At 62.5% G+C, this 22,820-nt stretch carries 26 protein-coding genes and 1 pseudogene; 13 read left to right on the plus strand and 14 right to left on the minus strand.

Annotation, left to right across the window (positions count from 1 at the left end; all coding sequences use genetic code 11):
• Window positions 1-316: 316 nt before the first annotated feature.
• From GE300_RS14605 to GE300_RS14615, 3 genes are read right to left on the minus strand one after another with little or no spacing between them, the layout of a single operon-like run.
• A complete protein-coding gene (locus GE300_RS14605) occupies window positions 317-604 on the minus strand; it encodes a putative quinol monooxygenase (RefSeq protein ID WP_154447360.1) in 288 nt (95 codons plus the stop codon).
• Between the two features lie 60 nt (window positions 605-664).
• A complete protein-coding gene (locus GE300_RS14610) occupies window positions 665-1,759 on the minus strand; it encodes an isocitrate/isopropylmalate dehydrogenase family protein (RefSeq protein ID WP_154447362.1) in 1,095 nt (364 codons plus the stop codon).
• Between the two features lie 16 nt (window positions 1,760-1,775).
• Complete coding sequence (locus tag GE300_RS14615) at window positions 1,776-2,447, minus strand: GntR family transcriptional regulator (protein ID WP_154447364.1); 672 nt, start codon at window positions 2,445-2,447, stop codon at window positions 1,776-1,778.
• A gap of 161 nt (window positions 2,448-2,608) precedes the next feature.
• Here GE300_RS14615 and GE300_RS14620 point away from each other — a divergent pair, with 161 nt between their 5' ends.
• The 5 genes from GE300_RS14620 (at window position 2,609) to GE300_RS14635 (ending at window position 6,237) form a co-directional block, all read left to right on the plus strand.
• Window positions 2,609-3,628, plus strand: coding sequence for a TRAP transporter substrate-binding protein (locus GE300_RS14620; RefSeq protein WP_154447366.1), 1,020 nt, complete (start codon window positions 2,609-2,611; stop codon window positions 3,626-3,628).
• A 60-nt stretch (window positions 3,629-3,688) separates the two neighbouring features.
• Window positions 3,689-4,201, plus strand: coding sequence for a TRAP transporter small permease subunit (locus GE300_RS14625; RefSeq protein WP_154447368.1), 513 nt, complete (start codon window positions 3,689-3,691; stop codon window positions 4,199-4,201).
• Window positions 4,201-5,508 (plus strand): TRAP transporter large permease, encoded by a 1,308-nt coding sequence (locus GE300_RS14630; protein ID WP_154447370.1) that lies wholly within the window; start codon window positions 4,201-4,203, stop codon window positions 5,506-5,508. Before GE300_RS14625 ends, GE300_RS14630 begins: the two co-directional genes overlap by 1 nt.
• A gap of 13 nt (window positions 5,509-5,521) precedes the next feature.
• A complete protein-coding gene (locus GE300_RS23585; protein ID WP_267905456.1) occupies window positions 5,522-5,644 on the plus strand; it encodes a hypothetical protein in 123 nt (40 codons plus the stop codon).
• A gap of 116 nt (window positions 5,645-5,760) precedes the next feature.
• Window positions 5,761-6,237, plus strand: a complete 477-nt coding sequence (locus tag GE300_RS14635; protein WP_154447372.1) for a hypothetical protein — start codon at window positions 5,761-5,763, stop codon at window positions 6,235-6,237.
• Window positions 6,238-6,248: 11 nt separating this feature from the next.
• On the opposite strand, the gene GE300_RS14640 is transcribed toward GE300_RS14635, so the two are convergent.
• From GE300_RS14640 to GE300_RS14650, 4 genes are all read right to left on the minus strand, one after another.
• Window positions 6,249-7,121, minus strand: coding sequence for a competence protein CoiA (locus tag GE300_RS14640; RefSeq protein WP_233417046.1), 873 nt, complete (start codon window positions 7,119-7,121; stop codon window positions 6,249-6,251).
• On the minus strand, window positions 7,118-7,387 hold the full coding sequence (locus GE300_RS23085) for a helix-turn-helix domain-containing protein (protein WP_233417047.1): 270 nt from the start codon (window positions 7,385-7,387) through the stop codon (window positions 7,118-7,120). Before GE300_RS23085 ends, GE300_RS14640 begins: the two co-directional genes overlap by 4 nt.
• Window positions 7,388-7,476: 89 nt before the next feature.
• Entirely contained in the window at window positions 7,477-7,902 is a 426-nt protein-coding gene (locus tag GE300_RS14645) for an EF-hand domain-containing protein (protein ID WP_154447376.1), read from the minus strand.
• Between the two features lie 64 nt (window positions 7,903-7,966).
• Window positions 7,967-8,173: a hypothetical protein gene (locus GE300_RS14650; RefSeq protein WP_154447378.1), complete on the minus strand. Its 207-nt coding sequence runs from the start codon at window positions 8,171-8,173 to the stop codon at window positions 7,967-7,969.
• A gap of 613 nt (window positions 8,174-8,786) precedes the next feature.
• On the opposite strand from GE300_RS14650, the pseudogene GE300_RS23725 reads away from it, so the two are divergent.
• Window positions 8,787-9,431 (plus strand): annotated as a pseudogene (locus tag GE300_RS23725) (DNA topoisomerase); the annotation flags it as partial.
• A 235-nt stretch (window positions 9,432-9,666) separates the two neighbouring features.
• On the plus strand, window positions 9,667-9,855 hold the full coding sequence (locus tag GE300_RS23095) for a hypothetical protein (RefSeq protein ID WP_233417048.1): 189 nt from the start codon (window positions 9,667-9,669) through the stop codon (window positions 9,853-9,855).
• Window positions 9,856-9,958: 103 nt separating this feature from the next.
• Here the strand turns inward: GE300_RS23095 and GE300_RS14660 are convergent, their stop codons facing one another.
• The 3 genes from GE300_RS14660 to GE300_RS14670 form a co-directional block, all read right to left on the minus strand.
• A complete protein-coding gene (locus GE300_RS14660; RefSeq protein ID WP_154447382.1) occupies window positions 9,959-10,513 on the minus strand; it encodes an OmpA family protein in 555 nt (184 codons plus the stop codon).
• Window positions 10,514-10,619: 106 nt separating this feature from the next.
• Window positions 10,620-11,264 carry a lysozyme family protein gene (locus tag GE300_RS14665; protein ID WP_154447384.1) on the minus strand — a complete coding sequence of 215 codons (645 nt, stop codon included), beginning with the start codon at window positions 11,262-11,264 and terminating at the stop codon, window positions 10,620-10,622.
• 6 nt (window positions 11,265-11,270) lie between these two features.
• Window positions 11,271-11,498, minus strand: a complete 228-nt coding sequence (locus tag GE300_RS14670; protein WP_154447386.1) for a helix-turn-helix domain-containing protein — start codon at window positions 11,496-11,498, stop codon at window positions 11,271-11,273.
• A gap of 193 nt (window positions 11,499-11,691) precedes the next feature.
• Between GE300_RS14670 and GE300_RS14675 the strand changes: the two genes are divergently transcribed.
• Entirely contained in the window at window positions 11,692-12,285 is a 594-nt protein-coding gene (locus GE300_RS14675) for a hypothetical protein (protein ID WP_154447388.1), read from the plus strand.
• 18 nt (window positions 12,286-12,303) lie between these two features.
• Complete coding sequence (locus GE300_RS14680; RefSeq protein WP_154447390.1) at window positions 12,304-13,143, plus strand: hypothetical protein; 840 nt, start codon at window positions 12,304-12,306, stop codon at window positions 13,141-13,143.
• Between the two features lie 54 nt (window positions 13,144-13,197).
• Here GE300_RS14680 and GE300_RS14685 read toward each other — a convergent pair whose 3' ends face one another.
• The 4 genes from GE300_RS14685 to GE300_RS14700 form a co-directional block, all read right to left on the minus strand.
• The gene (locus tag GE300_RS14685) at window positions 13,198-15,240 is read right to left on the minus strand and encodes an ATP-dependent helicase (RefSeq protein ID WP_154447393.1); all 2,043 of its coding nucleotides are present in this window, start codon (window positions 15,238-15,240) and stop codon (window positions 13,198-13,200) included.
• A 202-nt stretch (window positions 15,241-15,442) separates the two neighbouring features.
• A complete protein-coding gene (locus GE300_RS14690) occupies window positions 15,443-16,249 on the minus strand; it encodes a DeoR/GlpR family DNA-binding transcription regulator (protein WP_154447395.1) in 807 nt (268 codons plus the stop codon).
• Window positions 16,250-16,326: 77 nt separating this feature from the next.
• A complete protein-coding gene (locus GE300_RS14695) occupies window positions 16,327-17,817 on the minus strand; it encodes an FGGY-family carbohydrate kinase (RefSeq protein WP_154447397.1) in 1,491 nt (496 codons plus the stop codon).
• On the minus strand, window positions 17,814-18,608 hold the full coding sequence (locus GE300_RS14700) for an SDR family NAD(P)-dependent oxidoreductase (protein WP_325063253.1): 795 nt from the start codon (window positions 18,606-18,608) through the stop codon (window positions 17,814-17,816). The genes GE300_RS14695 and GE300_RS14700 overlap by 4 nt, the downstream gene beginning before the upstream one ends.
• 171 nt (window positions 18,609-18,779) lie before the next feature.
• Between GE300_RS14700 and GE300_RS14705 the strand changes: the two genes are divergently transcribed.
• The 4 genes from GE300_RS14705 (at window position 18,780) to GE300_RS14720 (ending at window position 22,819) form a co-directional block, all read left to right on the plus strand.
• On the plus strand, window positions 18,780-19,580 hold the full coding sequence (locus GE300_RS14705; protein ID WP_154447399.1) for a BtpA/SgcQ family protein: 801 nt from the start codon (window positions 18,780-18,782) through the stop codon (window positions 19,578-19,580).
• Window positions 19,581-19,832: 252 nt separating this feature from the next.
• Window positions 19,833-20,864 carry a TRAP transporter substrate-binding protein gene (locus GE300_RS14710; protein WP_154447401.1) on the plus strand — a complete coding sequence of 344 codons (1,032 nt, stop codon included), beginning with the start codon at window positions 19,833-19,835 and terminating at the stop codon, window positions 20,862-20,864.
• A gap of 57 nt (window positions 20,865-20,921) precedes the next feature.
• Window positions 20,922-21,518 carry a TRAP transporter small permease subunit gene (locus GE300_RS14715; RefSeq protein WP_154447403.1) on the plus strand — a complete coding sequence of 199 codons (597 nt, stop codon included), beginning with the start codon at window positions 20,922-20,924 and terminating at the stop codon, window positions 21,516-21,518.
• A complete protein-coding gene (locus tag GE300_RS14720) occupies window positions 21,515-22,819 on the plus strand; it encodes a TRAP transporter large permease (protein ID WP_154447405.1) in 1,305 nt (434 codons plus the stop codon). Before GE300_RS14715 ends, GE300_RS14720 begins: the two co-directional genes overlap by 4 nt.
• Window position 22,820 lies beyond the last annotated feature (1 nt).

Here is a 22,820-nt window from a genome sequence, read left to right on the forward strand (position 1 = left end):
GTCGTCCATCCCGTCGCTCCTTCACTGTAGAAGGAGCCGTCAAATCTGAAAGTGCGAAAGATTCTTTACGTTATCAAAGTTTTTCGCATATCGTGTTTCCTTGCCGGGACAGCCTTACTAGGATCGCCCGATCGGCGATCCGGCAAGACCCTCCTCCCCGGTATCTGTTGCGCCGGAAAGCCCGGCCGCCTCGTTGATCGAATGGCTGGCAGGTCCCGGCGCGCACGTTCTGGAACAGGAAGAGCTGGATCCCGCGGCAGACTGGATAGACGCGCAGTCCTGAGCCGTTGCCCGGCTCGCCCCCTTCCGGCCAAGCTCAGTTGGTGATTAACTCATAGACCCTGACGGTTTTGTGCCGGACCAAATCTGCTACCGCGACATCGAAGGACTTGAAGTGCGCGGTCTCGACGTGCGCCATGAAGGCGGCAAGATCGGTGTAAAGCTCATAGAGAAATACACTATTGCGGTCTTCGGAAAGGCAGACGTCAAACCTGTGGCACCCTGGTTCATCTTCCAGAGATCGGCGGGCGTTCTCCAGCATGTGCGGCAAGAAGGCTTCCATCTGACCGGCATGGGGCTCGAAGGTCACTGTGACGACATACATTCGCTTTCCTTCAGGCAGCGCAGGGAAGTTGCAGTGCGGATTGGAGCAACTGGTCTCGGCTCAATCCAAAAGCTCCAACAGCTCCTTCGTGACCGCGATAGTGCCCATGTCACCACCGAATTCTATCGGCCGGAGGCGGTTTTCCTCAAAGCCGCTCTGAACCGCCACTTCAACGAACTCGGCAGCTTCCGCCCAGCGTTGATTGCCGGTGCGTTCCGCGAGGTAGTCGAGCATCAGGGCACCAGAGAGCACAGCCGCTAGCGGATTGGCTTTGTCTTGACCCATGATGTCTGGCGCTGATCCATGTGCGGGTTGGAAAAGTCCCACCTCATCGCCGATCTCGGCACAGGCTGCCATGCCCATCCCGCCGACAAGGCCGCCGCCGAGGTCAGAAAGAATGTCGCCGAACATATTTTCCATCACCATCACGTCGAACTCCCAAGGCTTGCGGATAAGGTCCAGCGCCTGGGCGTCGACGTAGTTATGCGTGGCCTCGACGTCCGGGTATTTTGGAGAGACTTCATCGAAGATCTTTCGGAAGAAGGCCATGGAGTTGAAGACATTCGCCTTGTCGACGCAAGTGAGCTTGCCCGGGCGGCCACGGGCCTTGCGCTTTTCGGCCAGGCGGAAACCGAAGTGAAACAGCTTCTCGGTGGTCGGGCGGGTGATGCGAAGTGTGTCGCGAACCTCATCATCGCTGGAAAAATTCGGGCGACCGTGGGTGGCGGCTGAAAAGAACAAACCTTCGGTGGATTCCCGCAGGATGACCATGTCAATCCCGGCCGCGCGGGGGTCGGCCAGCCGGCGCGGGGCATTCGGATATGCCTTGACCGGGCGGACACCTGCGTAAAGGCCATATCGGTCGCGCAGGCGGAGGTGCGGGGTAATCTCGGTACCGTCATCGTGGCGCACCGAGGGTAGGCCGATGGCGCCAAGGAAGATGGCGTCGAGTTCCCCGGCGCGGGCCTCTCCCCCGGGCTCGATATCTCGCCCGGTTTCCTTGTAGTAGCCGGCCCCGGCGGTGATTTCCCTATAGGTCAGCGCCGGCAGTCCCGCCTTTGCCACCGCAGCATCGACAACCGTGACCGCCGCGTTTGCTACGTCTACACCTATGCCGTCACCCCTAATGAGGGCGATGCTCAACCTATCTGACATGATAGTTCCTTCTGTCCTAAAGCTGGCCCAGCTTGTATTTTTCCAGAATGGCCAGCAGCTCTTCGGCGGATCTCGTGCGGTGCTGTTTGAACAGTCGCCGCACGGAGTCGCCGTCGCCTGCCCGCAGGTAGTTCAGAATTTCGCGGTGCTCCTGAGTGGAACGGTGAGGAGGGCCGCGCATCCGCATGGTGACAACCCGCGCCCGATGAGCCTGGACGTAAAGCGCGCGGACGAAGTCCTCCAGGCGACGGTTCCCCTGCAGGTCGAGCAGGATATGGTGAAAGCGATCGTCTGCCTCGGCCCATTTGTCGAGATCCTCGCTCACCAGTGCGGCCTCCATATCGGCAGTGGCCTGCTTCAGTGGGGCGAGCTCCTGGTCGCTGGGGCGCGTTTCGGCGTAGCGGGCGGCTGCATCGGGCTCCAGCGAGGTAAGGATCTGGTAGATCTCGCGCATATCCTCGGGATGAATCGGCAGGACCCGCACACCCCGGCGGGGGACCAACTCGACCAACCTCTCCGCCTCCAGACGGATGAGGGCCTCGCGCACCGGTGTGCGGCTCATACCCAGCCGCAACGCGATCTCGGGCTCCGGCGCCTGAAAGCCGGGCGGCATCCGGTTGGTCCGGATCTCATCCTTCAATCGCGTATAGGCAGCTTCAACACGTGTTGACTTGGCAGCCTCTGCCATCCGGTCCGACCCTTCTCATTTCGGCAACAATTGCACTTCATGTGTGCATCGTCAAATAGTTTAATGCACACATTGACCGACGCATTACAAAATGCCTTAGTGTGCGGACGTGCCGGTGAACCGGCCCAGAAAATGCCCAGCCGTGGGCGCGAGGAGGAAAAATGAAACGGATGATCATGACGGCGGCGGCATTGTCGCTCGCTGCCACTGTGGCCAGTTCGGAAACAGTTCTCAAGATCCAGTCATCGGCGCAAAGCGGCGCCTACGAATACAGCTACCTCGAAGACGAGTGGGGCAAGCGCCTTGCGGCCATGACGGGCGGCGAGGTGACCATCGAGTTCTTCCCGATCAATGCGATCGTCGACCGCAACGAAACCCCCGAGGCGGTGATGGCCGGTGTGCTTAGCGGCGACCTGAACTCCGTAGCCTATTTCACCGGCCGCAATCCGGCCTTTGCCATCATGGGCGACCTCATCGCCGGCTACGACTCGCCGGAGCAGGTGCAGACTTTCTGCCGCCATGGCGGCGGGCGCGATGCTCTTCAGGAGCTTTGGGAATCGGTACTGCCGGGCGCCATGCACGTCGTCGGTTGCGGTGCAGTCTCGAAAGAGGCGCTGGTGTCCAAGGTCGAAATCCGCGGGGTCGAGGACCTCGAAGGCGTCAAGATCCGCTCGCCCTCGGGCCTTGCGGCGACCGTGTTCCAGAAGGCGGGTGCCGCGCCGGTGTCCATGTCGATCAGCGACGTTTTCACCTCGCTGGAAAAGGGCGTGATCGATGCTGCCGATGCCTCTGCCTACATCAACAACTCGACCAGCGGCTTCCACCAGGTAGCGAAATTCCCCCTGTATCCGGGCATCCACTCGATGGCGATGCGTCAGTTCGTCATCAACAAGGGCGTCTGGGACGGCCTGACGGAAGATCAGCAGCTGGCCGTCGAAACCTGGTTCTACGCCGCCTATGACGACCTGCGCCGTCAACTCGACCTGCAGGACAAGCAGCAGGTTCAGGAAGACAAGGCCGCCGGCGACATCACCGTGGTCGACTGGAGCCAGGAAGAGCGGGACAAGTTCCGCGTTCTGGCCACCGAAGCGTGGGAGGAGACCGCTGCGAAATCGCCCGAGGCCCGCAAGGCGCTCGACGCGCATTACGCCTTCATGAAGCAGATCGGGCTGCTGGAATAACACCAAGAACGGCGGGGGGCAGTCACCGTGCTGCCTCCTGCCCACGAACGGGAGGGGCCGGTGCAGGCATATGTTGAAATCATGGGGAAGATCTCTGTCTTCCTCGGCAAGGTCTGCGGGGTCTTCTACCTCGCTGCGGTGGGTCTCTCGCTCTACGAAGTATTCATGCGCTACGTCTTCGGCGCGCCCACCTCGTGGACATCCGAGACGATCATGGTCCTGGTCGCTACCGCCTGGATGCTTTGCGTCGGTGCCGTCACCCAGCAGCGCCGTCACATCACCGTCACCACGATGGAGCTTCTGGTGGGCGAGGCGCTCTGGAACCGGATGAAGAAGCTCGCGATCGTGCTGTCGATGATCGGCGTGGCCGGGCTGCTGATCATGATCTGGGGGCCGATGGTAAAGGTGCTCAAAGCGCCTCAGACGACCGGCAGCGCCTTTGACCCCTACGCCCCGACCTATGTGAAGACCATGCTCGTCGCCTCGGTGACGCTCTACTTCCTTCAGCTTCTCGCCAACCTGTTGACGCCCGCGGCAAAACGACCTCGCTCAGCCGGAATGGGAGTCGAATGATGGGCATCGAACTGATCACGCTCTGCATCGTCTCGGCGCTGTTCGGCCTGATGGCGATCGGCGTGCCGCTGGGCGCTTCCACCCTGCTGATCTCCGTCGCCACCGCCTACCTTGCCTTTGGAAGCAACGGCTTCATCCTCGTCACCTCTGCCGTCACCAAGGTGATGGACAAGCAGACCCTCGTGGCGGTGCCGTTCTTCGTCTTCATGGCGAATATCATGGAGCGATCAGGCGTAGCCAAAGAGCTTTTCAACTCCATGGCCATTCTGGGCGGACGGATGCGTGGAGGCGTAGCGGTGCAGACCTGCCTCGTGGCCGTGCTGCTGGCCGCCATGTCCGGCATCGTTGGCGGCGAGATCGTGCTATTGGGCCTGATCGCCCTGCCCCAGATGTTCCGGCTGGGCTATGATCGCAAGCTCTCGATCGGCGTGCTTTGCGCGTCCGGCTCTCTGGCCACTCTCATTCCACCCAGCGTGGTACTGATCGTCTATGGTGCCGAGGCGGGCGTATCCGTGCGCGACCTCTTTACCGCCGGCGTTGGCCCCGGCGTTCTGCTGGCGTCGCTCTACATCGCCTACGTGCTGCTCCGCGTGCGGATGAACCCGGCGATCGGCCCCGCCTATGACGCGCCCGAAGCCCAGTTGCCGTTCTTCGAGCGGATCTCTTATCTAAAGGGCTTGATCCTGCCCTTCCTGCTGATCTTCGGCGTTCTCGGCTCGATCTACGGCGGCATCGCTACAGTCACGGAATCTGCGGCCATCGGCGCGGTTGGATCACTCATCGTAGCGGCGGCCAGGCGCGAGCTGACCACGAAAGGCGTGCGTGAGGCGCTCTGGGCAACGACGCTGACCACCGGCTCCATCCTGTGGCTGATCATCGGGGCCGTCAGCCTCGTGGGCATCTACAACCTTTTGGGTGGTACCCGCTTTCTCAGCGGCATTCTCACCGGGCTCGACATGCCCCCGATCATGGTCATCGTCGTAATGATGCTGATCATCTTCTTCCTGGGAACCTTCCTCGAGTGGATTGCCATCGTTTTCATCACAGTGCCAGTATTTGCTCCCGTGGTTGTACAGCTTGGGTATGATCCGGTCTGGTTCGGCATCCTCTTTGCCATGAACATCCAGATCTACATGCTCTCGCCCCCCTTTGGGCCGGCCTGTTTCTACCTCAAGAGCGTGGCCCCCAAGGACGTAACGCTTCAGGAAATATTCCTGGCTGTGCTGCCGTTTATCGGCCTTCAGATCATCGGCTTGGCTCTTGTCATGGCCTTCCCTGCGATCGCACTTTGGTTGCCTGGTCTATAGAAAGGACACCATCATGGATACGAACAACGAAGACCACGAGGTTTACGAGTTCGGCTGGTGGCCTGAGATCGTAGGGGCGGTCGGCGTTGTTGTTCTAGTCTGGGCGTTGATTGCCACTGCGCGTGGGGCGATCTAGGGCGAGGCGCGAGAGCAGGTCGAGGCGGTTCTTGGGGGCCTTCGCGCCTGAGCCGGCGGGTTGCCCGCCGCGCCCCGGCCCTGCTACGCTTTCCGGGTCAAAGGTATTTCGAGTGCGTGATCATGGCCCAAGCTCTTTGCCCCTCCTGTTCCGGGAAGGGATCCGTCGACAATTTCGTATGCGGCTTCTGCGGCGGCACGGGCTTCGTGAAGTCCCCGGGCGGCGGTGGCGGCGGCGATGGCCCGCCTCTCCCGCCTGGCCTCCCTATCACCGGCCTTCTGCGTATTTTCGCGCTGATCCTCGTCGCGTGCGCGGGCTACGCGACCTTTCTTGCCTACCAGAACGCTCCGGGCAGCGGCAGCGACAAGGTCTTCACCGCCAGCATCACCTTCGGTCTCCTCGGCCTCGGGATCATCATCGTGGTGCGGGTCCTCCAGCATGCGCTGGTGGTCGGCATCGTGCTCGCAGTGCTCGTCGGTATCGATTTCGCGATGAACGACGGCGGGTTCACCAATGGCGCAGTCAGCCTCGCCGGCCCGGCGGCCGAAGAGGTGATGGGCTGGCTGCGGTACCTGGTTCTCGGGCCGGGTTGAGGCTCGGAGGGTTACCGGGGCTCGGACTTCTCGGCCGCTTGCTTCGGTGAGATCCTTGTCCAGCTGCGATCTCCTGGTCCGTAAGAACGTGGCGCGCGCCTGGCTTCCTGCTTTGGAGCGGGTGTGGCGGGTGGCGGCCGCTTTTCGGTCAGGATCGCCTTTGGCGTCACGCCATCGAATTCGATCCACGGCAGCGGCTTCCCGTCGCGGATGCACGCGATGAATTGCGCTCGAGGCAGGAAGAAGCCGTACACCGACATGACCGCGCCATCTTGCGACAGACGCCGTGCGCGGAGCATACAGAGATCATCGAGATCTTCGGTGCCCGGCCCAAGGCCCTGAATTCCGCCCGCGCCGAAATCGAAGAGAACAGGGCATGAGATGCCGGCCCAGTCCCGGGTGAGGCGCACCCAGTCGACATCACGGATCTCGTAGACAATGCCGCCGGCCAACCTGTGCTTTGTTGCGCACGACAGCGCATCGGAGAACTGCCCGGCGTCCGTCTTCCGGCGCAGCCCGTCGACCACCCAGGTGATCGATCGGTGGAAGGCGGTGCGCGCGAGGATCTCTCCCCTGTCGATCGCCGAGTGCTGGAGCTCGACCACCCTTCCGGACGGTGTGCGCAGATCAGCGATGTGAAGCTCGCCATACGCATCCCGCAGCGGGATTTCCTGCCACTCGGCCGGGAACTGCCCCTTCCAGCGACGATGCCATTCGGTCTCGTTCTCCCACCATGGATCGCAGTGGCACCGCCCCTTGTGGGCCCAGTGCCAGACTTTGCGATCGCCGCATTTCGCGACCAGATCAGCGCCGCAGCCCGGGCAGCTGCCGCGCGCACCCGGTGTCGCCTCGACGCGAGCCTTATCGACTATCGCGAACCTCATTGCGAAAGCCCATACTTCTCCCGAACCATCGGCGCGACCCCGGCGAGCGACCCGCGATAGATCCAGTCGAGCGTCACGCCGTAGCGCTCGCAAAGAACCGTCGCAGCCTCGATCGGGATCCGCCTCTGGCCGTTGTCCCAGTTCGCGTACTGAGAGCGCTGAAAGCCGTTCAGCTTCGCCCAGGTCGTCTGGTCCATGTCGTGGATCTGGCGCAGCCGCCGCAGCCGCGCCGCGATCTCGGGAAATGTCTGTCTTTCGGTAGCCAACCTGTGACGCTCTGGAAATGCCTGAAAAGAAAAGCCTCCCCAGCATGGACCGGGAAGGCTCGGGGTTCCAGAAAAACGTGATCCGTGGATCAGCGAGCGGCGCGGCCCTTGCGCCCGGCCTTCATCTCTTCGCGGGTGAGCTTGCCGTCGCCATCGGCGTCGAGCAGCGCGAAGCGGCGTTCGGCCGAGGCGATGAAATCGGCCCGCGCGATGGTGGTCTCGGTACGATCGCCGCTCCGCTCGGGACGGTCGGCGCGGGCCGCCTTGCGCCGCTCTGGCGCGTTCTTCCGCGCGGCGGCGCGCTCATCGGGGGTGACGCGCCCGTCCTTGTCGGCATCGATCCGGTCGAACATGGCCGCGCGCTGCGCGCGCATGTCCGACAGCGTGATCGCGCCATCGCCATCGGCATCGAGCCGGCCCGCGCCGCGCTTGCCGGCTCCTTCGGCGAAAGCTGCCGCCGGGGCGATCAGGCTGGCCGCGACGGCCAGGACGAGAAGCTTGCTGGAGTTCTGCATGTCTGCCTCTTTCGTTGGTGCCTCCTTGTTACGGGGCACCCGCCCTGTTCCGTCGCGAAACGCCTCAGTTCGTCAGGACATCGAGATGGCGCTCGATCTCGGAGCGCGACAATTCGCTCTCGATCATCGCCTTGGCGGCGGCCTTCTGCGCCGAGCTCAGTGCAGCCGGGTTGTCGACATAGCGGCCGAGCTGGGCATCGAGCGCGGTGCCGGCCGAGAGCGGGGTGGCGAAAGCGCCGGCGAGTGCGGCGGCAATGGCGAATTTCTTCATGATTTTCTCTTTTTTCTCGGTTCTCGTGGTCCGGGTTGTCGGCCTCCCGCGCAGGGCGCGCTCGGTTTTCAGGCCCGGGCTCCTCATTTCGGATCCTGGGCCCCGTTTTCAACAGACCTCACCGTTTTGTTTTTTCGCAGGTAATTCACATGCAATTTCTCAGATAGTCGAGAACTCGAGAATGCAGGCAGTCGTATTCATTGAGGCGAAGGGGAAGGCAAATGCCTGGACCCGTATCGCCCGCCGGCTGGGAATGACCGCGACGGTCGTTCCCACGATCGGTCATGTCTGCTCGTTCCCGCGCAAGCTCTACCCGATAGGGATCGATCTTTCATCTGGAGAGGGGCTCGAAAAGGAGCGACATCCGATCCCGGAGAAGCGCAGGGCCATCCTCGAGGCGGTTTCCAATGCCCCGGCAGGCGCCGCCATCATCATCGCGACCGACGACGACGTCGAAGGCGACGTAATCGCCTACGACGTGGCGGACATCGTCTACAGCGCGTTCCCCGAAAGGGCGAGGGCGATCGTGCGCGTGCGCCCCGGCCCGATCACCGTGCGGGGCATCCGGACCTCGCTCGCCTCGGCGCAGCCGCTCGAGCGCATTCTCGTACAGATGACGTCCGACGCGATCCCTGGCCGGGCCCGGGCGGTCACCGATCGCTGGATCGGCGCGACCTTCTCACGCATCGCCGGCGCGCCGGTCGGCCGGGTGCGGTCAGCGATCCTCGGCGCGACCTACCTGTTGAACCGCGCGCCGGAGAAGCTCCGCGGCCGCCCGGAAACGGGGGAGATCACACTCCAGGCGCGCTCCGCCATGGGAGGCCGCCCGTTTGTCGCGCGCGTTCCCCTGGCAGGAGCGGAAGACCCGGCGCGCGTCGCCCGCCTGCGCGACCTGGCGCAACGATACGCAATGCGCGTGGTGCCCGGCTCCGTCCGCCCACTGATGTCGCTGAGCGCCGCGGTGGCCCCGCGGATCGGCACCGTGCGCCCGTTCAACACGGCCGACGCCCTGGCGCACGCCGCGCGCCACCACGGAATTCCCGTCCGCATGGCAATGCAGGGCCTGCAGGACGCCTACCTGCGGGGCATGATCTCCTATCCGCGGACGTCCGGCCGGGGCATCTCGGCCGAAAGCGCAGCACATGTCGAGATGCTCGCGCACAGCTGCGGCATCACCGGGCTGGACGTGGAGGTTCTCTCTTCCGACAACATGCTTGCCGGACCCGCGCCCGGCACCCACGAGGGCCTGCACCCGGTTCTGCCGCTATCGACCGAAAACTCGGACGTGCTCCGGACGCTCATCCGCAAGCCCCTGCGCGCCCCCGAGGGCGGCTGGGACCGCACGAGCGTCATGCAGGCCATGGTCGCCCTGGTGTCGCGCCGCGCCTTCGAGGCGGCCCGCGAGATCGCCATGGAGCGCGGAAACTGGGGGCCTGACAATGGCGACATGGGCATACGGCATCAGGAAGAAGGCCGAGGTGCGAACCGAGACGATGCGCCTGGAGGCGGAGCTTGCGGATCTGCGCGAAGAGCGCGCGCGACTGGAAAATCTCACGCGGCGTCTTTCCACGGAGTATCTCGACCTGGACCTTCTCGACGAGAGAGCCCGTGCCGTGCTCCAGCTGGCGCGGTCAGATGAAATCGTCATCGATGCCGATCCGGCGCTTCCGGCCCGGCACTGATGCCATCGGGTCCCCGCGCATGCGGGAGAGGTATGTGCGGCAACAGCGCGTAATGCTGCAAAACCGGTTCATTCCCGCAAATGCAGGGAGACGGCGCGCCCCGTCAAAGCGGACGCACGAGGAACGAGACCCGTTCATTGCGCTCGAACCCGTCCGCTGTTGCTTCGGCAAGGGGGAAGCGGTGGCCGAGTCCCGTCGCGAGCAGACGGTGACCATCTACGCCGCGGCTCATGAGGGCGCCTCGAACCGCCTCGCTACGACGTTCGGTGCGGATCGCCGCGGCGTAGCTGTCGTCACCAGGCTGGACGTGAGATACGATCTCGACGCGGATCTTCCAGGTGATCATCGCCGGGGCCATTGCTGTCAGGATCTGGGTCCCGCGCGGCAGCAGGGATGTCGAACGGGACGCAAAGAGTTGGCGTGCCGGCATGCGGATCCGGTAGTGGTCCTGCAGGGTCGCGGTCTCGATCCAGTCGGGCCATCCAAGGTCGCCGGCGATCTTGCGTCCGGCCAGCATCAGGTAGCCTCTTTCGGCGTCGTTGATGGCTCGGCTCGCCCAGGGGTCCACGTCCCGGCCGGTACGGGCGATCGCGCTCGCGGGGGCGGCAAGGGCCGCAGCGGCGGTCATGATCAGGTCGCGTCGGGAAGTCTCTGGCATTTCGGATCAGTCCTGTAGGCCGAACATGTCTCTCCTTGCGATTATGGAGGGCGCCGCCGGGGGCTCAACTCTCGAGGCCTGTCGGCTCCGGCGTTATCAACAGATATCAGCGCAGCGGAACGGGATCGGCCACCCGGCCATCGTCCGGCCACACCACCTGGCGCGGTGTACGCAATCCGCCCTGGCGGAGGTCGACCGGCGGGCGGGATCTCGAGCTGATGATCGCGCGCATCACGGGCACGGTGGTCTGGGCCCGGTTGCCGGCAATCCCGTGATAGTAGGACATTCCCGCCTTTGGTCCCGTGAACACCGGGAATGCCGCCCAGATGGTCGCGACGCAGTTGCCGATCCGCGTCGTGTCCGCATCCGGATCGTAATAGTTGCAATCGTTGAGCAGCATCCGGGCAAGAAAGTCCTGTGTACGGGCATTGAACATCTGGCGCCGGTCCACCCTGTGTCGGCCGACCAGGTCCCTGAGGGTCTTGCGAATGAACTGGTAGCGCCCGACTGCGCTCGAGGCGGAGCCGGCGGCAACCATGCGGTCCTGGAAGGCGATGACCTCCTCGATACGCATGGAGCTGATCGGCTTTGGGGGCTGCAGTTTCGAGTGCCCGCTGATCTCGTCATAGCCATCCGGGCCCTCGACCTTGCCGAGAAGCGACAGGATGGGACCATCATGCACGATCGGTGCGGCCGCGGCCGTGCCGATCGCGGCGAGTGCGAGCATGACCATGACGGGCAGCGCGCGCATCGGGGACTATCCTGCCGTGGCGGTGGATCCGGCCTTTTCATGGATCCGCAACTCGAGGCCGAGCGCATCCAGGATCGCCACGACCCGGCCCAGGCCGAGTTCCAGGCCGCGGTGGTTCTCGATCGCCTCGATCCGGCCCTTGCTGACCTCGGCGCGCTCGGCGAGCCCGGCCTGGGTCATTCCCTGTCGCGCACGTTCGAGCCGCACCACATCGCCGATCTTCACGGTATCCATTCTGCCGGGTCTTTCTTCTGTCCTGCCGATACAGAACTGGAGTGGGGCCGGCGCCGGGGCGGGTCAACGCGCAGAGAGGGAGTTCTCCACATTTTCCACGGTGTCCGCTGTCCCGGGATGAAGGACAGTCCCGTTTTTCATGTCGGCGTCGTATTTTCGCAGGACCGTACCCTGACGCCGGAGCAGCAGACCCATGAGCTCGATGACCAAAGAGGACGCGCTTTCCATCGGCGAGGCCCGCTGGGGCGCTCCCGCGACCGCCGAGCCCTGCGCGCGGCACGGCGCATGGTCGATCGAGGGCTCGGCTGGCGCAGGCATCGTCGTCGACGCGGCGACCGTATCCGCGGGTGAGCGCCTTCAGATGGCGCCCTACGTCCAGGAAGAAAGTGGCGCGTTCACCTTCGACCTCGAGCGCCAGTGGTCGATCGCGGGATTCGTTCTCGGGGCCTTCGCTCCCGACGACGCCGATCGCACGGCGATACGGGACATGGCGGAAGTCGGATTCAAGCGCGACTTCGTGGCGCCGCGCATCGCCAGTGGTGTCGCGGAGGACCATGTTGCCTCCAACCCCGGGCTCACGAGGCATCTCGAGCTCGGCTTCGAAGCCTGGCGCAGGCGTCACGACATCAGCGAGTTCGAAGGCAATCACCGGAGTGACTACTGGCCGAATGCGGCCATGATCTTCGACGCCGCCGTGCGCGCCCGCCTTTCGATCGAGGTCGGCGCCGAGGCTCCGGCGGAGCCCGTCGGCAAAACCCCTGCCCCCGCACCCGAACCGGAATTCTGACAAAGGGAAGACCCACAGATGAGAACCAGGCGCGCCTTCGTCAACTTCGACCCCGCCGATCCCGGACGCCTCGCCACGGCACCGCAGGAGCCCGAAGAGCTCACCGCGGACGGCTTCGCCCGCGCCTATGACGGGTTCGAGACCGCGAGAGGTGCACGTTTCCACATCGACGATGCCGCCCAGGCGCTCTGGAAGGCTTCGCAGCGCGGCGAGACGGAAGAAAGGTTCGAGACCCTCGAGAACGTGCCGCGCGGCGAGCTGAAGCAGGCCGTGATCTTCGACGATGGCGACATGCACGTATTCCCCTGCCCTGTCGGCGCAGACGGGGAGCCGGTGCTCGGCGATCTGCCTTGCGAGCGCATCCTGACGCGCGCCGAGATCTACGCCGCGTCCGGGATGGACGATCCGGTGCCGGCGGCGCGCTTCGTGGAAGGTGAGCATCGCGCGCAGGTCCGTATCGGGATACGCGATGAGGAAGAGTTTCGCGAGACATTCCTTGATGGCCGGTCCTGCAGTCTCTCCGAGGCGGAGATGGACCGTGTCATCTATCCGTTCGAAGCCGGCGAGATCGGCGCAGACCTCGGAGGCATTGCGCTGCGCCCTGCTGGGGCGGACGAGTGGATCGTCGAGATCGAGGCGCGGGTGAATGCCGCCGATCTCTTCAACGTTGCCGCGGCCCGGGCCGCCCGCGCTGCCGGGCACGATGACGACTACGTTCCGGAAAGCGTGGCCGACGCGATCTTCGAGGCGTTCTGGGGTGGCAATGACTCGCCTTCCCCGATGGATATGGGCTTCGAGATCCTGGACTGGGGTCCCGTTCCGGCGCCGGAGGCTGGGGCCGAAGAGCCGGCGCCCTGATCAGGCCCGGCGCGGCCGGAGTCGGAGCAGATCTTGCTGCAGGCCGTCCGATCCTCAGTCCCACATGCTGCGCATGCGTGCACTGACGTCGACGGTTCCCGGGGCCGGGGGCATCGGCCTGTCATTTTGCGCGGCGGGAGACCAGTAGGTCTGCTCGAAGCGGTCAAGGATGTCCTCGGGAATGAAACGCGTGCGCGCGGCGTAAAGGTGCCGGTCGCCGTTTCGCGCCTGCTGGTGAACGAAGAAGCGCAGCGGAATGCCCAGGGTCAGCGAGTCCTTCGCCCGCGTCATGGCGACATAGAGCAGGCGCCGTTCTTCCTCGAGTTCCTCCGTCGTGCCTGTGCCGAGATCTGACGGGATGCAGCCATCGACCGCGTTCAGGACGAAGACCGACCGCCATTCCTGGCCCTTGGCCGAGTGGATGGTCGAGAGGATCATGTAGTCCTCGTCCTTGTGTGGAGGCCCGGCGCGATCGCTCGTCGCGTCCGGCGGATCGAGCGTCAACTCGGTCAGGAAACGCTCGCGGGACGGATAGCCTGCCGCCATCTGCTCCAGTTGCAGGAGGTCGGCGCGGCGGCTCTCGGCATCCTCGTGCAGACGGTCCAGGTGCGGATCGTACCAGGCCCGCGCCCGCGCGATCGCCTGTGGCCATTCGGACTTGCCCGTCAGGGCAACCAGAAGCCCCTGCCAGTCGTCACCGGCCGATCGCGGCGGAGCCACGCATTCGAGCGCCCAGTGCGGGTCGGGCGCCAGGTCGAGAGCATCGAGCACCCGGCCCGCCGCGACCGGGCCGACGCCCGGAACCAGCTGCAGGACCCGGAAACCGGCCACCCGGTCCCGCGGGTTCTGCGCGAACCGCAGGAAGGCGAGGATGTCCTTCACGTGAGCGGAATCGAGGAATTTCAGCCCCCCGAACTTCACGAATGGCACATTGCGGCGCGTCAGCTCGATCTCGAGATGTCCTGAATGGCTCGAGGTGCGGAACAGCGCCGCCTGGTCCTTCAGCGCCATCCCGGTCTCCCGGTTTTCGAGCACCCGGTCGACGATGTAGCGCGCCTGGGTCAGCTCATCCGACACCGTGACCAGGCGCGGCTTCTCGGCGGACATTCGTTCCGTCCAGAGATTCTTGGTGAAGCGTTCCCGCGCGCCTGCGATGACCCCGTTCGCTGCCTCCAGGATCGGGGCCGTCGAGCGGTAGTTCCGGTCCAGCGTGATGACGTCCGCGGGCGGGCTGAAGCCTTTCGGGAAATCGAGAATATTGCGGACTGTCGCGGCGCGGAACGCGTAGATCGACTGCGCATCGTCGCCGACAACGGTCAGGCCGCGCCCGTCGGGCTTCAGTGCCATGAGGATCCGCGCCTGCAGGCGATTGGTATCCTGGTACTCGTCGATCAGCACGTGATCCCAGGCGCTGCCGATGTGCGCGGCAAATCCGGGATCCTCCATGACCTGCGCCCAGGCAAGCAGGAGGTCGTCATAGTCGAGGACGTTCTGCGCCTGCTTGGCTTCCACGTAGGATCCGAACAGCCGCTTGAGCTCGGCCTCCCAGTTCTCGCACCAGGGAAAACTCTGCTTCAACACATCTTCCAGCGGGAGCTCGGCGTTCACTGCGCGGGAATAGATCGCGAGACAGGTGCCCTTCGCGGGGAACCGGCTTTGGGCTTTCGAGAAGCCGAGTTCGTGCCGACAGACGTTCATCAGGTCCGCGCTGTCCTCGCGATCGTGGATGCTGAAGTTCGGATCGAGACCGATCCCGAGCGCGTTGTCCCGCAAGATGCGCGCGCCGATCCCGTGGAAGGTTCCCGCCCAGGTGAGCGCCTCTCCAGCATAGCCGGTGCTCATCGCTTGCGCGGTGATCCGCTCGACACGGCGGGCGAGTTCCGTTGCCGCGCGGCGCGAAAACGTCATCAAAAGGATCCGCCTCGGATCAGCGCCGTTGACAAGCAAGTGCGCCACGCGGTGTGCGAGTGTGTTGGTCTTGCCCGAGCCCGCGCCGGCAATGACCAGCAGTGGACGGGAGATGGCGTCATCGCCAACCCCGTGAACGGCCGCAGCACGCTGGTTGTCGTTCAGCTTGTCGAGATAGCCCGTATCCATTGCACCGCCTGCCGCTCGCTTTGTGCCAGGGTACCGGGTTGCGAACGAAATGTGAACACGCTCGATGAGAGCCGCTTTGCACGGTAGCATGCTCAGAGTTGCCTGGCTTTTGCGGCCGCATTTCGCTTTTCGGGGCATGCCAAGCGAGCGCCTGATCTGCGGGGTGGGCGCCTCGAACGCTCTAGCTACTGCGCAGGAACTCTCAGGCCACGCAAATTTCAACTTTCGCCCGTGCCAGCGCATCAGCGATAGCGCTCGGCGGCATGGCATCAGTGATCAAGACATTTACCTGGGACAAAGGAGACACTCGGGAAAATGCCCTCCGCTCAAACTTGGAAGAGTCACACAACGCGACGACCTTGGCCGCATTAGCCATGAAGGCGCGCTTTACCTCACTGTCCTCCGGGGAATAATCGTAAAAACCATACTCATCCAAGGCGGCGACGCCGATGAATGCAATGTCAAGGAAATGAGACTTCACGCTGTCCACGGCTTGCGGTCCGGTGATTGAAAGCTCGGGTGTCCGCACTTGGCCAGCCAGCGTATAGACCGGCGTATCGCGTCCGGCGAGATATGTTGCCGCGCGCAGCGAACTGGTAATTACGCGTATATCTCGCCTTGATCCAAGTTTCTCTGCAAGGGCAAGAGTCGTGGTCCCCACGTCGATGCCCAGCGACATTCCCTCACCCACCAAGGCAGCCCCGGCTTTGGCGATGGTCACCTTCTGCCCAGCGCTCTCCTGGCGGCGCATGTCAAATGCCGGCTCATTCATCTGCGCATCTCTGACTGGAGGTAGCGCTCCACCACGGGTTCGTTCCAGTAGCCCCTGCCGATCGAGGGCATCCAGGTCGCGCCGGATCGTCATGGCCGAGACATTGAAGATCCTCGCCAACTCGCCGATGGTGACAAAAGTGCTCTCCTCAAACGCGTGTAGAATCCGCGCCTGCCGCAGCGATGCAGGCAGCCTTTCAGGCTTGCGGGAATCAGCGTGTTTGGGAGGGTCCAGCATCAGGTGAGCTTTCGGTCAGGCAAAAGGGCTGAGGGAGGGATACCAGATTCTCACGGCGAGGAAATGTGCGGTAATGTTCAGGTCCGTTCTTCGGCAAACCAGGGCTGCAGCGCGCCGTAAAGCGCCCGGTACCGATCGTAAGCTTCGTCGTAGGTCTGTCGATGCGCGGGCTGTGGGTGAAAGATGTGGCCCCGAGGCGACAGGCGCGTGATATCCGACCAGTCGTGAGTTAACCCGAGCCCGTAAGCCGCGACGAATGCTGCCCCAAGCGCGGATCCGTGATCAGCTTTTAGAAGTTGCAACGGATGGCCAATTACGTCGGCGGTGATCTGCATCCAGACTCCGCTTCTTGTGCCGCCATCGGCAGCGAAGAATCGTGCTGGAGCATGCCCGATATCGGCCAGTACTTCGATGTGATGGCGAAAACCGAAGGCGACCGCTTCCAGCGCGGCGCGCCACATATGCCCACGCGTGTGGCTGAGTGTTAGCCCCGCGAACGTACCTCGCGCTGCAGGATCGTGGATCGGAGTTTTCTCTCCAAGGAAATATGGCAGACAGAAGAGTCCATCCGAACCGGGAGGAACTTCGTTCGCCAGCTTATCGAGTTCCTGGTGAGGATCTCCGTTTGCACCCGGTGCGATCAATGTGGTTAGCCAGTTCAGCGCCGAGCCGGACGAGGCCATGCAGCCATTGGGCGCAAAAAGTCCGGGCACGATGTGGTAGTCAAGGTACAGTCGCGGATCAGGTAGAGCTTTCGGAGTCGAAACCACGATATCACCCGCTCCACCAAATTTCAGCAGCACATCACCGACATCGAACACACCCGCCCCGAAGGCTGACACAATATGGTCTGCCGCTCCGCCAAAAACGGGAACTCCTTCGTCCAAACCTGTTTCGGCGGCAGCCGCTGCGCTGACGCGGCCCATCATCTCATGGGATACCGAACGTTCAGGAACCGCGTGGCGAGGGAGGCCGGACAAGGCGACGAGGTCATCTTCCATGCAGCCAGTGCGGAGGTCGGTAAAGCCAGCTTCAAGTGCCCAGTTTTGTTCCACTGCTCGGCGCCCAGTGAGGCGCCAATTGATGTAGTCATAAGAACCGAAGACCGTGGAGATTTGGTTGAAGACCTCGGGCTCGTGCCGCGCGATCCAACGCGCCTTGGCGGCTACGAGCTGCTGATTGATACCGTTTCCAGTTCGGGCAATGAAACTGGCCTCGTCGATCTCGGTACGCAGCTCCTCCACCTCGCGACCGCAACGCCCATCACTTTGTTGAATGGAAGGGCGGAGAATCCTCCCGGCCTCGTCCAACAACACTACCGCGGGAAGCATGCCAGTTACGCAGACTCCAGCAATTCTCTCAGGGCCGACCGCGTCCGCGACTTCGCGCAAAAGCGAACTTGCGTTGGCCCACCACTCGGCCGGGTCTTCCTCAGCCCATCCGGTGCGCGGAGCTGACAGCTTTGTCGGGCGCATTCCAGTGGCAAGGATTTCGGATGGTATACGCGCCGCCAGAACCGCGGTGGAGGTGGTGCCGATATCGAGGCCAATGACTACATCCCGCGTCATCCCATATAGACCCCGCCAGTGACATTGATTCCCTGACCGGTCATGAACCTGGCTGCATCCGAACATAGGAAGGTGACGAGCCCGGCAATATCTTCGGGGTTTTCCAGTCGGCCGAGAGGAGTTTGCGAGATGTAGTCCTGGAGAACCTCATCTTCCCTCATGCCACGCAGGTTCGCTTCCCACTCCACTTCGCGCCGCTGCATCTCAGTCCGGACGAAACCGGGGCAAACAGCGTTCACACGAATGCCGTCTGGTGCCAGTTCCCGGGCAAGGGCCTGAGTCCAGCCAAGAACTGCGAACTTGGATGCTGAGTAATGAGCCAATAGGGGCGCACCGACCTTGGCGGCAAGTGAGGCGGTGTTGACGATCACGCCCTTTCGTCCCGCGCCAAGGAAGTGGCGGGCTGCAGCCTGATTGGTCAAAAAGACCCCGCGGGCGTTAACGTCGAAATTGGTGTCCCACTCATCATCGCTGAGATCCACGGCGCGGTTCATGGACGAAACGCCAGCATTGGCAATCAGGATGTCCAGGGGGCCGTAGTCCCGAATAGCGGCCGCAAAACCGGCTTCGACCGAAGGCCGGCGTGACACATCCATTCCCAGCGATCCATGTCCAGGTCCAATACTGGTAGCTACACCTGCGGCTTGCTCTGGCGAAAGATCGGACGCGATGACCCGTACGCCATGGGCTGCCAGGCAGACAGCGATAGCTCGCCCGATTCCACCCCCAGCGCCGGTGATTAGGGCCGTCTTCCCATCAAGATCGACGGCCAGCCTTTGTGGTACGTTCACGCTCTTGCTCCCCTGCAGTCGGAGCGAGATTGGCCGTGTTTTAGTCGCAAGGCAATGCTCCAATGTAAACCTATGTAATTTTATGTTGCTTTTTGTTCATTTTGCTGGACTGTAACGAATGCCTGACCTGCACTGGCCGGGCTTTCCAGAAGAAACGGACGGCTATACGCAATGGTGTTTGATATCTTCGGCTCACGATCCAAGGTCGTGATTGCCATGGTTCATGTAGGGGCTCTGCCCGGAACGTCGCTTTACGACGCGGATGGCGGCATGGCCGCACTGATAGAAGGCGCGCTTGCCGATGCCGAAAAGCTGAAGGAAGCAGGCGTCGACGCCATCATGTTCGGCAACGAGAACGACCGACCCTATGTCTTCACGGCGCCTCCGGAAGGTATTGCCGCCTTCACCACGGTCATCAATGCAGTGGCTCCCGAGATTGGGCTTCCTTTTGGGGTTAACTACCTTTGGGACCCCATCGCGAGCACCGCCATCGGTGGCGCGACAGGCGCAAATTTTGTACGCGAGATCTTCACCGGGGTCTTCGCATCGGACATGGGTATTTGGGAGCCAGACGCCTCTTCCGCATTGATATTGCGCAATAATATGTCGCGAAGAGACATGAAAATGTTCTTCAACATCAATGCGGAGTTCGCCCACTCCTTGGATCGGCGCCCTATCGAATTGCGTGCGAAGAGCGCCGTCTTTAGCTCGCTCGCCGACGCCATCCTGGTTTCAGGCCCCTTGACCGGACAGCCAGCTGAGCAAACCGATCTGCAGCGGGTCAAAGAGGTACTTCCGGACACCCCGGTCTTCGCCAATACCGGCGTCACCATCGACACGGTATCCGACGTCCTTGCAGTCGCTGACGGAGCTATCGTTGGTTCGCATTTTAAGGTCGATGGGAACACCTGGAATGCGGTTGATGCAGATCGCGCACGGCGCTTCATGGATCGCGTCGCGCAGCTGAGATGAGTGAGCCTGCTCGGGCTTGCTCGAGCATCAGCCCTAAGAGTGACGAAGGAAGCAACAATCACCCGCAAAAGTGATCAAATAATGAACACTAATTAACATTTCTAAACGAAACTGACCGGAATGGGTGGCGGGAAACGTGGAGAACAAGGGAGCCTTGACGTCGCCCATGTCCGGAGAATCTGGGGGTGCTCTGGAAATGAAACGAGTCCATCCAGGATCGGAACAAGAACTAAAACACAACAGGAGAGTGACATGCATATGAGAACGACCATTGCCGCCTGCGCCATAGCTGTGTTCGCTGCACAGGGAGCTGCGGCACAGCAAGTATCTTGGCTCAGCCAATCCCAGACGCAAAGTGCGCAATATCCAATCGAACTCGAGGCGATCCAGGCAATCAACGAGAGCGGGATCAACGTCTTGCGCAACGAGTTCCAGGCACTCGGAATTTCCATGGCGGATGGCTTGCGCCTTGTGCGCGACGGCACATTCAACCTCGCTTCGATCCAGGTGGGCCTGGTGGCCAGCGACGACCCTTTCCTGGAGGGGATCGATCTCATCGGTGTGTCTACCGACATGGAGAGTCTGGAAGAGACGGTCGACGCCTATCGAGGGTCTTTCGATGCACGGCTCGAGGAGCGGTTCGGGGTGAAGGCCGTCGCGGTCTGGCCGTTTGGTGGTCAGGTCTTCTTCTGCAACGAACCCATCGAGACACTGGACGATCTGGCCGGGATGCGCGTTCGCTCCTTCACCGCATCTATGTCGGCGCTGCTGGAAAACCTGGGCGCCACGCCAATCACCCTGGCTTTCCCCGAGGTATATCCCGCACTCCAGCGCGGCGTTGCGTCCTGCGGAATCACCTCAGCCACATCGGCCAATACCGGTCGCTGGCCGGAGGTTACCACCCACCTTCTGCCGCTCTCGGTCTCAGGCGCGATCCAGGCGCATGTGGTAAACCTGGAATGGTGGAACGGTCTTCCGGAGGAGCAGCGCGCCACGCTGGAGGAGAACTTCGCCGCCATGGAAGAAGCGCTCTGGACACTTGCCAATGAAACTTCCAGCACGGCAATCGAGTGTACCACCGGTGGATCCTGTGAGAGCGAGCTTTACGGCTCCTACGACCTGGAACTGGTCGAAGTCTCGGACACCGATATGTCCCGCCTGCAGGAAATCGCCAGCGAGGTGATCGTCAGCGACTGGGTAGAACGCTGCGAGCGGACCTACCCCGAATGCGGTGCCATCTGGTACGATACGGTTGGCGCGGTGCGCGGCTTTACCGCCGACTGAACCGGAAACTCACGGCGGCGTCCTCGGGGCGCCGCTCCTCTACGGGGACAGGCGCGCATGCCCGCTACGCGAATTCTTTTTACGATCCTCCGCCATCTGTCGACCTTCTTGGCACTGCTTGCTGGACTTTCAGTATTCGCACTGGCCTTCATCATTGGATTGGATGTGGTGGCACGCAGGATCTTCGGCGTCTCGGTCCAAGGTTCTGATGAGATTGGCGGATACGTTCTGGCCATCGTCGCCTCGCTTGGGTTTTCCTACGTCCTGTTCGAGAAAGGTTTCACCCGGATCGACATCTTCGTGAAGAGGTTGCCGAAGCCCGTCGAGAACGCGTTCAACGTTATCGCCTACGTCTCGCTCGCGTTTGTGGCGATCTTCTTTGCGCAAAAAGCAGTTGCGGTGTTCGAGACCACGCTTCAGTTCGACTCGCGCGCGAACTCGCCGCTGCAAACGCCGATCCGCTACCCGCAAGGCTTCTGGGTTGTAGGCACCGTGTTCTTCGCGATCTGCGCCACGCTTCATGCTCTGCGCGCCGTCGTACTCTGGTTCACAGACGTCGAGGCTCTCGAAGCCGAGTTCGGTTTCACTGATATCGAAGAGGAGATTCACGAAATCTCCGAGCTGACCTCAGACGCGCGGGAGCGATCCAAATGACTGGTGCCGGGCCCGAGACCATCCTTATCGGCTTTGCCATCCTGCTTGTCCTGCTTTCTGTTGGCATGCATATCGGCACAGCGCTTTTCGCCACGGCGGCTTTCGGATCCTGGTGGTACTTCGGCGGGGTGATGTTCAACCCGTTCGGCACCATGATGTGGAGCACGCTCAACAACTTCCTTCTGGTGGCTATCCCACTTTACGTGCTGATGGGGGAAATCCTTGTCCGGGCCGGAATCACGGCGCGGATGTATACCGCTATCGATGACTGGATGCGGCATCTGCCGGGGGGGCTTCTGCACACGAACCTGGCCGCCTCGACTGTCTTCGCGTCAATCTCCGGCTCGTCCGTTGCGACCGCGGCAACCATCGGAACGGTCGCCTTCCCTGCATTTCGCGACAAGGCTTATGCCGAGAAATGGGTGCTGGGCACAGTGGTCAGCGGAGCTACAATTGGCATTCTGATCCCGCCGAGTATCAACCTGATTATCTTCGGCGCGATGACGAACACTTCAATCGGGCAGCTTTTCCTGGCCGGTGTCGTGCCGGGCCTGCTGTTGGCCTCGCTGTTCATGGGCACAGTGATCATCGCCAGCGTGCTAGACCCGACCGTTTCGGAGAGCGCACCACCCGATGCGTTGGCCGCTCGCCTGCGGCGGCTCAGGGATCTACTCCCGCCGCTTCTTATATTTATCGGGGTGATGGGCAGCATCTATACCGGCTGGGCGACCCCAACCGAGGCGGCGGGTCTTGGTGTCGTGGCAGCGACCATTCTCGTGGCCCTGCATGGAGATTTCACTATCAGGCTGCTGCTCGACAGCGCGCTGTCGACGGTCAAGGTATCGGCCATGACCCTCCTCATTCTGATAGCAGCCTTCTACCTTAACTTCATTGTGGGGGTGATAGGCATTCCCGCACTCCTGACCAACGCCATGGCGGGCCTGACTATTCCGGCCTGGCAGATGATCATGCTGCTGGTAGTGATCTACGTGGCGCTTGGCTGTTTCATGGACTCCCTCGCCATGATGATCGCCACGACGCCGATCGTTTTCCCGGTAGTAGTAGCCTTGGGTTACGATCCGCTCTGGTTTGGCGTGTTCCTTGTTATCATGTGCGAGATAGCACTTATCACGCCACCCGTAGGCATGAACATCTTCGTGGTTCAGGCCGTGCGCGGCCGTGGATCGGTCACGGATGTCATAAAGGGAGTGATACCCTTTATTGCCTGTTTCTTCGCGCTCGCAATCGCAATTACGGCATTCCCGAACATCGTGACCTGGCTGCCGAATTCGTTGGAGTAAA

Source organism: Halovulum marinum (genome assembly GCF_009697225.1).
Classification (GTDB): domain Bacteria; phylum Pseudomonadota; class Alphaproteobacteria; order Rhodobacterales; family Rhodobacteraceae; genus Halovulum; species Halovulum marinum.